The sequence below is a fragment of the Novipirellula sp. genome (genome assembly GCF_041583735.1).
In the GTDB taxonomy this organism is placed as follows: domain Bacteria; phylum Planctomycetota; class Planctomycetia; order Pirellulales; family Pirellulaceae; genus Novipirellula.
On the sequence record NZ_JBFHFD010000249.1, the window covers coordinates 1 to 11587 of the forward strand.

Genomic DNA, 11587 nt, shown 5'->3' on the forward strand with positions numbered 1-11587 from the left:
CATGTCGTTTTGCAGCGTGTAGTGGTTGTAGGTCAGCACCACATCGAGATCGGATCGCTTGAGCATCTCCAAGAAGATCTTCATGGGATAACCGCTCACGCCAATGAAACGCACCTTGCCCTTTTCGACTTCCTTTTTCAGCGCGGGGATGGTTTCGTTAACGATTTGGTCGAGGTCGACAAATTCGATGTCGTGGCAAAACACCATATCGATGTGATCGATTCGCATCCGCTCGAGCGAAATGTCGATACTTTCGGCAACCCTTTTTGCACTGAAATCAAAATGCTTCGGAGCAAAGCGGCCTAGCTTCGTGCTTAACAGATACGAGTCACGAGGCACGTCGGGCAGCATTCGGCCGAGCATGATCTCGCTCATCCCACGACCGTAGTAGGCTGCGGTGTCGATGTAGTTCATCCCGCGATCCAACGCGACATGCACCGCTTTGAGTGCCTCGCCCACATCCACTTGGCGAAATTCGGCACCGATCGAGGAGGCGCCAAAACCAAGGACGGGAAGTGTCAGTCCAGTATTGCCAAGAGGTCGTCGCTGCATTGCCATCGGATTGGATTTCAGGGGAGTTTGGGGAGTGATTCGTTCGCCAAACCAACCTAACACATCTAGCGGGGCTGTGAGGAGAGGCGGTGAACGGTAAAAACCAGCCCGAAATGTTCCAAATCAGACGCAAACTGTCACAAGTAAGACACCGGACGACACTCGTCCATTGCCGTTTGCTTTGCCGCCCAACCCGATAGGGCTTATTGCGGAGGGGCTCAGTGCGGAGCAGCCCGAGGCCGCGGCAAGCAGACTTCGAACGGTCCGATCGCTGCGACCGAGCCAGATGACGAGTCATCGAGAGAAGCCACAGTGATGTATTGGCTAGGGGCGTCAACGAAGCGGGCGTCAACGAAGCGGGAGCACTAGCACGAGCGGACGGTGATGCGATCGGTAACCGTATCGACACCGGGGATCTCGATCGCCGTTTGGTAAGCCATTTGTCGCAAGTAAAAGCTCTCGATCTCACCGCGAAGTTCCACGGCTCCGATGTCACCAACAGTAACATCAATGCCGCGAAGTTGTCGGTAGCTACTCGCTTCGAATTTGCACAAGATGTCGCGACGCAGTTGGTCAATCTCGTTGGTCACCGGGTCATTCACTGGCTTTTGCACCGCCAACGGTTCCTTAGCAACCGTGGGCTCGCCTGGCAAATGCAGCATGAAATCAGTCCTTTGAATGCGATCGGAAAAAGCGGCAGGCAAGTGGTTGGATTCACTTCCCTGTCACCATGGAATGGAATCGGGCAATGAAGCGGAGAGACGACACGTTGTCGTGCCGCGCGTTGCAAGGAATTGAGCCTCGCAATGTCAAGCATGATTCTCACGCACCCACAGGTTTTATGCAATGGTCTGTTTGCGAAAAACAAGTGATTACATCGTGATAGCATGTGCTTCGCTTTTCCGTAGTGTAAGGGAGTGTTAGGGGAGGCACCAAGGAAGCGATCGTGATGAAACGAGCTTAGTGAGCTCGCAAGAAATGGGTAAAAAACGCGTAGATCACTTCGTTAGACGAATCGTTGGGTGAGTGCTCGGGGCGGTTCGTCATTGCGACACGATCACGGTAGCCAAGCATTGCGTTAACGGCAACGCTGTGATTCAGTGGCTGCCAGCGCGACAGCGGATCTTCTGAGCCTGCCGAAACAAGGAACGGTCGCGGTGCCATCAACGCATGCAGTTCATGAAGATCGTGACCGTCGGTGACCAGTTTTGGGTAGAGCCCGCGCGCCGGATTGTCGTCGCGGATCAGCCCGCGTTGCCGCCACGGTTTGGGGTGATAACCGAGGTACCAAGGTTCCCAGTAATTCACGCTCGGTCGTGCTTCGTCAAACACGATTCCCGGATCGGACCAGGCGGCACAGGCGTATTTGTCGAACAAACACGAAGCGAACATTGCCCATTTGCCACCAAAGGAATGTCCCACGATCCCAATCCGCTGCGAATCCACCTCGGGACGATTGGCCAAGACGTGCCAAGCGTTCGCCGCGGCGTAGGCCAACATCGACAGCGGCTGGATTTTTGCATCCTCGATGCTGGGGTGATAAAGCGAGTACGTTTTTGCCGCAGTCGCCTCGGTCGTTCCGATCGACAACACGACGAATCCGCGGCGAGCAAGCTGCAATGCGAAATCACGATTCGGCGTCCCTTGCCCGATCGCGGTCTCGGGCTCGTAAAACACCGTGACCACGGCGGGATGGGGGCCCTCGCCATCGGGAACCAATAAATAACCGGTCGTTTTCTCGTTTGGTGTCCACTGAAAGCGGATCTGGTGCTGCGTGAAATTCTCGCGTCGCTCCGTTTTTAGCGATTCCACCTCGGGCTGCGTGATCAGCGGCGGCCACTGACCCAGCATCAATTGCCAGTCCGCTAGGATTTCGCTGCGGCGACGTTTCCACTGCTCGCGAGTTTGAACCGGCGACCCGTCCTTGAATCTCAGCGGAGAGGAGTAAACGCCGAAATCGTCCGCGAACTTTTGGGGTGGCGAAAAGTAGGGAGCGATCGTCTTCCAGGCCTTGTTCGCGTTGGTTGTTGATTTGGCCCCCGTGTGACTGTCGCCCTGCCATGCATGATTGGGGCGATCCCACTTCAACTTGGCAACATAGACGCGATTATCGCTGCCATGTTTCTCGACTCCGTCGGGCTGCATCCATTCGGTCACCGTCACCCACGTTTCGGTCGGTGAGACTTCGGTAACACCAAAGTTCCCCAGCCGAGCACCGTGCTCCGGAACGACCACTTGCTCTGTTTCGCGGATCACTTGCAGGGTATCGGGATCAATTTGGGCGATAAACAGCGGAGCACGATGCCGAAAAACATGGTCGTTATCTGCATCCCGGCGAGTGTAGACCAGGAACAATCCGTCGCGGTGCGTCACCCAGTGCTGTTGAGTGTTGTAATTGCCCAGATCGCTGCCATCGTCGAACGTCCAGCGACGAGGCGTTTCAAAATGCATTCCATCATCGCTGGTACAAACGTAACCGTGATCGTCGTTCCGCATCGTTAAATAGTAGCGGCCGCCAAATTGGGTCAACGACGGTTCATAGAGTCCGCGTTTCACCGGAATCGTCAACTCATCGCCATGCTGGACGTACTGTAGCGTGTGGCCGTCATAGCGACAGCGAACCACGGTCACCGAGTATTGGGACCGAGTCGGATTTCGGAAATAGATCGGCAGCAAGATGTCGCCGCCTGGCAAGTCGACACGTTGGACGCTGCCCGCACCCGCGTTATTGAATTTGACATCCGCGGGCATGTTGACGGTTTGCCAATCGGACCATTGGTTTTTGGAGGGTTCGAATGTGGCGTAGGCAATCCCGCGAGGCGACGCGTGCATCACCCGATTGTCGCGATACCATACGGTTTGCCCAATCCCCAGCAATCGCTGGCTGGCGGCATGCCACTTGGGGGCGAAGTCACAAACGGTGGTTTCATCACCCGGTCGCACCAAGTCGGGGGCAACCGAGGCGCCGCCGGGAAGCGGTGCCGAAGCGTCGGCGGCGACATGTTGGCGATCGAATGCATTCAGCTCGACCGGAGCACTCCAGGTGTCGCCGAGATTATCCGAACGAGTCTGGTGCAGCGGATAAAAGACGTCCGATCCGCTCAGCAATAATTTCTGCATCGTCATCACGACGGACGGTTGCCCCTCGGGATCCGACGCCGGAATCGCCCCCGCGCGTGCGTGCACCCAACACTGCTCGCCATCGTATCCTTGGTGAGCTACGGTGGGATCGATGGTGAACGCGACTGTTGCGGAATCGCCACTGTCGGCAGCAATCGCGATCGCGGAACTAACGAGCATCCACAAAGTGGTTGTCCACGCCAATCGTGTTGGCATCCAAGGCACTGTCATCACAAACGTCTCGATTAACGGGAAGGCGGGCTGGCAAAGGTGGGACGCCGCCATCTCGAAGGTAGCGAGGCGGCATGGCAGCAGCGGGGGCGATCGCTAGCGGCGGGGCCGAGCGCTAGGGGCGGGGCGAGCCGTGCCAGTTTAACGGATCCGCGTCGCGGGCGGGGCAATCAACGCCGATTCTCAATAATCGTGGATGGCGTTGGGCGGCTTACCGGCGGGCTGATTAGAATGGCGGTGGCCCGGTCAGTCACCTCGACCGTCGGCTGCGGGGTGAATCGACACTCTTTCGGAACTTGGGATGACTTGGTAGCTGGGGTGATTGATGGGAGATAGCTAGCCATTTGTCAGTACAGATTCCGCGATTGGTACATCCTATCTGACGGGGAGAAAACCTTTGAGCTGGAGCGGCTTGGTATTGCCAATGTGAAGTAGACCCCAAGGCTTGGGATCGTTAGCTTAAGTGCGTTATTCGTGCAGTGAGGATTGGCACGATAAGACGAGCCGAGAAAAGGGGATAGGTTGGGTTGGGCCAAAATCTCGCGGATCTGGGGTGCTTCTGGCAAAATGGGGGCATCTCGCCGCGGTTGAAATCATGCTCACCCCCCGTGTCCTCCCCCCTCGTCCTGAGAATGATTCCGTGATCCACACATCCTCGCAGAATTCCGCATCATCCGAATTTCCAACGCAAACACCACTATGAAACAGCCCCTGTTAGAGCGACGCAGCCCGCTGGGGGTCACCTATGCGTTGGCCATCTTGATGGTCTTCTTTTTCGTGTTGCCATCGGTTTTTCGTGCGGCTCGGTTGAGCTTGGGCGAGACGCAGAACGAAGTCAAAGATTGGTTGCCGAGTGATTTTCCGGAAACCGCTGAACTGGAATGGTTCGCAGACCATTTCGTGGGCGAAAGTTTCGTATTGGCCACATGGCCGGGATGCACCAGCGGCGATCAACGTTTGCAATTGCTCGAGCAAAAACTGCGTCACGAGTCCGACGACTATGATCCCGCCTTCGGCCGGTCCGCCGAGGTTCGCGCCGAATACGCTCGCGCTCGCGAGAAGGGCAAAGAGCTGGGACTGCTGAACACCGGTCGCAAAAACGACAACTGGGGGAACCTGCAGGAAAAATGGGTCCGCTCGGCATCCGGGGATTGGTACTACATCACCCCGGATGGCAATTTGTATCGCTGGGAAGAAGCGATGACCGGACCGGCGGCGTTGATCCGTACGATCAAACGGGCGACCGGTAACTACGCACTCGAAGGCACGTTTATCACTGCCTTTGGCGAAGCGACGGACGATCAAGCGACCAATCCGTTTTACAATGATCCTTCACTGATTTGTGCACCGATGTTTCATACGGTTGAAACCGGGGATTCGATTGCGAATGAATTATCGGCCGAGGGCGGGGCGCTATGGCCGATCGATTTGACCGACGAATCGATGCGTGCCACCGTGGCTCGGCGATTGGCACTGGAACGATTGACGGGGACTTTATTCGCGAACGCGGTGCCTTACGAATTTGATTGGAAGATTGAATCGTTTCGCAACGAGATTCCCGCGTCACGACGAGACGAGTTGCCGGAGGATTTTGACGAGCGGGTCAAGCAGAACTTTGAGGCGATTTTGGCAGACCGTTTTGACGGATCGCTTGACCAATTGCGAGCCGCCTCGACCGCCGAACAGGACTACGTCTGGTATGCCGTCTATGACTCGGTCGATGTCACCCCCCCGCCGCGATTGACCTGTGTGGTGGTGACCTTAACCGAGATTGCCAAAGACAACTTGCCCTACGTTTTAGGGCGTGGAGTTGCCGGCGGACCTCGCGGGCGATTGTTGCAATTGGCCGAAGATTCGGGGGTTCGCCCTGCTCCGCCGCCATCGACTGCACCTCCGCCGTTTAATCGCCAGCCCGCCGAAACGGTCGCGGGCATGCCGCCACTTCGATTGGGTGGTCCGCCTGTGGACAACGTCGCGATCGACGAAGAGGGGACCGTCACGTTGATCCGTTTGCTTGGCTACAGCCTGGTGATCGGGATCGTATTGTCGTACATCTGTTTTCGCAGCATCAAGATCACCACGATGGTGTTCGTTGTCGGTGGCAGTGCCGCGATGCTCAGCATGGCGATGGTGTGGTGGACTGGCGGCAAGGTCGATGCGATCTTGATGAGCATGCCTTCGTTGGTCTATGTGCTGGGACTCTCGGGCGCGATCCATGTGGTCAATTATTATCGTGACGAGGTCCGCGCCGGCGGCGAAGTCGGAGCGGCCGGGCGAGCGCTGCGGCATGCGATTTTGCCTTGCACGCTCGCTTCGTTTACGACCGCGATTGGTTTGGCATCGCTGTTTACCAGCAATTTGGCGCCGATCAGCAACTTTGGTTTGTACTCGGCGATTGGGGTAATGGTCACGTTGGGCATCTTGTTCTCTTATTTGCCCGCCGCGCTGCAAACGTTTTCGCCAGCTTCGGATCTCGCCCGCGATGACAAAGAAAAAGCGGCGGCTAGTCAAGCAGCGATGTCCAATGGCAGCCCTCATGACGATGCTCCGGAAGGTTACTTTGCCCAGTGGTGGGCGTCGGTGGGACGCTGGGTCACGTCGCATCATGCGTTGGTCAGTATCGCCTGTTTGACGGTGTTGTTCGTCGGAGCGATGGGGCTAAGGCACATCAAAACATCGGTGCAATTGCTGAAGTTGTTTGATTCCGAATCACGGATCATTCGTGACTATGCTTGGTTGGAAGACCATTTCGGCAAATTGGTCCCGATGGAAATGATCGTGCGAGTGCCCAGTTCGTCGCTGGCCGAATCCGATTTGGTGCAGAACCGACTGGCGAAACCAGCTACGGAAAATTCCACCGCAGAAGCCCATCCGCTTAACATGCTTGAGCGTGCCGAGATGGTTGCCCGCGTCAGCCAAGTGGTGCGGCGAACGCTCGGTGAAACGGGAATGGACGTCGTTGGCCAAACGATGAGCGCCGACACGTTCTTGCCCCCTCTTCCGCCGCCCAGTAATTCCTACGACCCACGTCGATCGATCGTCAATCGCAAATTGCTCGAGTCGCGTGACCAATTGCTGCAAAGCGATTACGTGCGGATTGAAAAAGAGGGACCGTTTGCGGGCAGCGAATTGTGGCGGATCAGCTTGCGAGTCGGTGCATTGTCAGACGTTGACTATGGTCGCTTCATCAGCACGCTAAGGACAGCGGTGGAACCGGTCATGCGGGCCTACGATACGCGAGAATTGTTGTTGACGTCGCTCAAACGCGATGCTGACGGCGAACCTCGGAAATTGTCTGGCAAAGATGTCGTCGTGCTGGTTGGCCATGAACGCCCTGAATCGCTTGACGCCGCAAAACTGCTGATTGATCCAGAGACGATTGATACACGAAGCATTTATCTCTCGACGTTAAAGGAATTGTTAGCGAACGAGAGAATTCGTGTCGGCTGGCTCGATCCCACCGCCGCCGATTCTAAACTCGAGATCGGCAGCGAGAAATGGAACCAAATGGTGGCGGCCTCCAGTGCGGTGATGTGGGTTGGAGATCAACCCGCAGATCCCAAGTTGCGTGAATCCGCGACGCGGTGGATCGACGCGAACGCCGTGGCATCCAAGCCGGTGCAAGCCGCGTTGACGCCGGACCGGTTCCCCAATGTCGAGGGTTCCGGTTCGCTACAAACGATCTACACCGGTGTGATTCCTGTCGTCTACAAGGCTCAGCGGACGTTGCTGTATAGCTTGCTCGAATCGATTGCCCTTGCTTTTGTGCTGATTGCAATCGTGATGGCAATGCTGCTGAATCCTGGTCGATTGCCATGGTCTTGGGCGACTCCGTCGAATCTTGGCAATGGGGTGATGGCCGGCGCGATTGCGATGATTCCCAACGTGTTCCCCGTCCTGCTTGTCTTTGGCGTGATGTGTCACTTGGATGTCGCGATTGATATTGGCACGATGATGACCGCTTCGGTGGCAATGGGAGTTGCAGTGGACGATACGATTCACTTTTTGTCGTGGTTCCGCACGAATCTGGATCGAGGGATGACCCGCGTCGAAGCGGTGATCGAGACGTATCGCCGCGTCGGCCCCGCGATGACGCAAACCACCGTGGTCGGAGGACTCGGGCTGTTTGTCTTTGCGCTTTCAACGTTCACGCCAACGCAGCGTTTTGGAACGCTGATGCTGTTGATGTTGGCCACCGCATTGGTGGGAGACCTGATTCTGCTGCCCGCTCTTTTAGCGGGGCCTTTAGGGCGTTGGTTTAAACCGCGGACGACGAGCGATCCGAGCCAAGGGCTAAACCCTGCGGCGGCGGTGCAGACAACGAGCCCACCACCGAGGGCTCCTGCCATCGAACCGCAATCGCAACCTGATGCGGCCAGCGAATACGAGGACTTGCCACGATTGAAAGTCCATTTCCCCCCAGATCGGATCGATCGACCCCATCGCATGAAACGGAAATAGGGGGCGGAACGGCGGCGATGGCGAAGTTTGCCGGCCGCTACTTTGATCGGGTGGTTGCCTGTTTCCTGAGCGCTTCTTTGCTTGGGGCGATCGAGACTGCTATCGTTTGCAGCAGTCCTTGCTCGTGCTGAGTTGAATTGCTTGCTTTCACCAAGAATTTATCTTTCCTTTCGTCACGGATCTATTTAACCCAAAGCAGAGCTTAAGGGAGGCAATCGGTCCGGCCGTTTCAAGATCACCAGTCGGCGGTTCAAAAACGGGATCCAAGCGGGCGAGGGGCTGTGCGAATGGGAACAGTTGTTGCGTTGTCCGTGAATTCGATTTGTATTTCGAACCCCCGGAGATAGTGAACGTGACGGATAAACTTGGATTTTTGATCGACATGGATGGTGTCATCTACAAAGGGAGTCAGCTGATTCCCGGTGCAGATGTCTTCATTGATCGACTTAAAAGAGAGGACCACCCTTTCTTGTTCCTGACCAACAACAGTCAGCGAACACGCCGCGACGTGGCGATGAAGCTGAAGCGTATGGGGATCGGTGTTGGCGAAGAACATATCTTCACCTGTGCAATGGCAACGGCAAGGTTTCTCTCAAAGCAGAAGCCTAGCGGGACCGCATACGTGATTGGCGAAGGGGGCCTGCTGCAGGCTCTGCACCAAAACGGCTACTCGATTGTCGACAGCGATCCCGACTATGTCGTTGTCGGCGAAGGCCGTACGGTGACTGCCGAGTCGTTGGAAGCGGCGACGCGTATGATCCTTGCTGGGGCGAAGCTCGTCGCCACCAACATTGATCCGAACTGTCCTACCGCCGGCGGAACTCGCCCCGGTTGTGGTGCGGTTGTTGCCTTTCTCGAAACAGCGACGGGAAAGAAAGCGGCCAGCGTTGGTAAACCGAGTCCCGTAATGATGCGTGCGGCACGCAAGCAGTTGGGACTCGCGACGTCCGAGACCGTGGTGATTGGCGATACCATGGAAACGGACATTTTTGGTGGCGTGCAGATGGGGTATCAAACGGTGTTGGCGCTATCGGGCGGCACTCGGTTTGACGATTTGGTTAACTATGCCTTCAGCCCCGATTCGATCATCGACTCGGTCGCGGACCTGGCTTCGCCGGAAGTCAATCTGCGAGAGAAATTTGGTTTGGCCGCAGCCGGCGAAGATTTGATGCCTGCTGTGAATGAATGGGAAGAGATGCGTTTAGCGACGACCTAAGCCGATGACAGCGACCGCTTGGCCCCAATCCTAATCCCGCCCAAGACACTCGTCCCGACAGAAATGTCCGCCAAGCGTCGAGTCAATTTAATGGTTGATGAACAGCCGTAGGGCTAGGTGCGTTCGACGAAACGCACCTGGTCTGCGGCCGATCATCGATCGATTGCACTCGTCGGGTCAGCGGATTGCCGCCGACGAATGTCTCGTCGGTCGTCCGAATTCTTTACTTGGCGAACTCAAACCAAGCTTGTTCAATCGTTGCCGCGTCCGGTGCATCGTCGTGAGCGATGTAACGGTATTCCGAGACGTACGTCTCGTTTGGCTCGAGAGTGAACTCGCCATCGACCATCGGAGCGAAACAGAAATAAGGTTTGCTGGGGTGTAAGCGAACCGCTTGAGGAAAGCGAAAGTTTTTGCTGTGGCTGAGCATCGCGATACCACATTGCTCTCCGTCGACACGTCCAAACAAATCCACCCACTTCACATGCGATCCGTTGCCGTCAAATCGGCCTTTGCCCTCGCTCGTCAAAAATTGATGTCGAGCAACGTCCATGTCGGGTTTCGCAAGTGGCTGTCCTGCGTCTCTCGCTTTGAGATAGTCGTTGATCGCTTTTTCGCTTTCGACGGTGACCCATTCATTGTTACCGCGAAATGCCATTCCGCCGTAGTGGTACGGGTTGATTCTCAGCGGCGAGTCGGCGACGCAGGTGATAATGGATCGGATGTCGACGACAAATCCAGGTTCGGTCTTAGCATGCACCTGGACGGTCCATTGTTCTTTCAGCACCGGCGTGGGCGGATCCGGGGTGGTGAACGCTTCGTGTCGCAATTCGACGGTGAATGATCCCACTTGGTCACCGCTGTTGACCTCGATCACCTTGTGATGCGACACGTTGCCGGTTCGTTTGTGCTGGTTCCAAAAGTCGACTCGTTTGCCTTGGAATGTCGTGTTGACGAACGCGCCGAACAACGCGTGTTGATGAGCATGGTCCGGTGCAAAGTCGCCCGTGACCATACGTCCGCTTGGGGTGTACAGCGGATGGATGTAGCCGCTGCGTCGGTAAATTGGGTCCATGCCCTGCGGTGGTTCTTGGAACGTCTTGTTGTACGTCAGCACCGGTTTGCCCCGCACCGTGACCTGAATGGAATCGGGGGTTTCACTACACGTCACAACCGCGGCGGTTTCGGATTGGGCGAACACGGATGCCTGGTCGATCACAAAAAGGCAGAAAAGGATCAGTGAGCCAATAGCGATTCGGTTGAGGATTGGCATGCAGGAAGCTCGGCGTTAGGAGGAGGCGGGGGAATCAGGGAGGTCCAGAACGTCGGCTATTATAGAGCGCAGCCGCCATGCGAGCGGAGACCGAACAGGGGGGCGTCTCAAGTCCGCGAGAAAATGACCAGGATGACGGCGACCGTGAGCAGGCTGGCGCCGATCAAACGAGTGATCATCGTTTGGCGACCATGATCGGCCTCGGCACCGCCCCAGATTTTTGCCGCAGCCCAGGCCAACGCGACGCCCCAAAGCCCTCGCATCGCATAGACCACGTTGATCCGCGCGGCGTCGTGGAATAGGGCGACCGCAACGGTGATGCTAACCGCTTGCAGTGCCACAAACGTCGCCCCAGGCAACAGATTGGCACGGATGGTGGCGTCTTTAAATTTGGACCACTGGACCCAGGGAGTCAGGCAAAGCGATGCAGCCCCGACCATCCAAAAGACAATCGGCAGAAAGCGGCCCGCACCCCAGGCGGGTGCCCAGAGTTGGACCAAACAATCAAACGCCGCGTAGGAAAACGCAGCCGAAAGCGCAAACACGATGGTCATCACCACGTCGTGGGGGTGGCTTCGTCCGGTCCACTGGATCAAGGCAATCCCTGTTGCCGCTAACGCAGCGGCATACCACACCGATCGCGGCAATTGTTCGCCGCCGACAAACGTCAAAAGCAAGGCGACAAACACGACTTTGATTCCGAAGATCGGGGCCGCGATCGAAACATCACCGCG

At 56.6% G+C, this 11587-nt stretch carries 6 protein-coding genes and 1 pseudogene; 2 read left to right on the forward strand and 5 right to left on the reverse strand.

Features of this window, described 5'->3' with window-relative positions; all coding sequences use genetic code 11:
• From ABX962_RS18330 to ABX962_RS18340, 3 genes are all read right to left on the reverse strand, one after another.
• On the reverse strand, nucleotides 1-558 hold a 558-nt coding region (locus ABX962_RS18330), incomplete at its 3' end, for an aldo/keto reductase (protein ID WP_372721484.1).
• A 359-nt stretch (nucleotides 559-917) separates the two neighbouring features.
• On the reverse strand, nucleotides 918-1214 hold the full coding sequence (locus tag ABX962_RS18335) for a BON domain-containing protein (protein WP_372721485.1): 297 nt from the start codon (nucleotides 1212-1214) through the stop codon (nucleotides 918-920).
• Nucleotides 1215-1512: 298 nt separating this feature from the next.
• Nucleotides 1513-3903: a dienelactone hydrolase family protein gene (locus ABX962_RS18340; protein ID WP_372721486.1), complete on the reverse strand. Its 2391-nt coding sequence runs from the start codon at nucleotides 3901-3903 to the stop codon at nucleotides 1513-1515.
• A gap of 699 nt (nucleotides 3904-4602) precedes the next feature.
• Between ABX962_RS18340 and ABX962_RS18345 the strand changes: the two genes are divergently transcribed.
• Nucleotides 4603-8364, forward strand: a complete 3762-nt coding sequence (locus ABX962_RS18345; protein WP_372721487.1) for an MMPL family transporter — start codon at nucleotides 4603-4605, stop codon at nucleotides 8362-8364.
• Nucleotides 8365-8746: 382 nt separating this feature from the next.
• A complete protein-coding gene (locus ABX962_RS18350; RefSeq protein ID WP_372721489.1) occupies nucleotides 8747-9580 on the forward strand; it encodes an HAD-IIA family hydrolase in 834 nt (277 codons plus the stop codon).
• Between the two features lie 223 nt (nucleotides 9581-9803).
• Here the strand turns inward: ABX962_RS18350 and ABX962_RS18355 are convergent, their stop codons facing one another.
• Complete coding sequence (locus tag ABX962_RS18355) at nucleotides 9804-10853, reverse strand: PmoA family protein (RefSeq protein ID WP_372721488.1); 1050 nt, start codon at nucleotides 10851-10853, stop codon at nucleotides 9804-9806.
• Between the two features lie 107 nt (nucleotides 10854-10960).
• Nucleotides 10961-11587: pseudogene (locus tag ABX962_RS18360) on the reverse strand (EamA/RhaT family transporter); the annotation flags it as partial.

Bases quoted from the DNA above. Each gene is read 5' to 3' on its own strand.
- ABX962_RS18335 (WP_372721485.1), bottom strand. From the start codon at position 1,214: ATGCTGCATTTGCCAGGCGAGCCCACGGTTGCTAAGGAACCGTTGGCG.
- ABX962_RS18340 (WP_372721486.1), bottom strand. From the start codon at position 3,903: ATGACAGTGCCTTGGATGCCAACACGATTGGCGTGGACAACCACTTTG.
- ABX962_RS18345 (WP_372721487.1), top strand. From the start codon at position 4,603: ATGAAACAGCCCCTGTTAGAGCGACGCAGCCCGCTGGGGGTCACCTAT.
- ABX962_RS18350 (WP_372721489.1), top strand. From the start codon at position 8,747: ATGGATGGTGTCATCTACAAAGGGAGTCAGCTGATTCCCGGTGCAGAT.
- ABX962_RS18355 (WP_372721488.1), bottom strand. From the start codon at position 10,853: ATGCCAATCCTCAACCGAATCGCTATTGGCTCACTGATCCTTTTCTGC.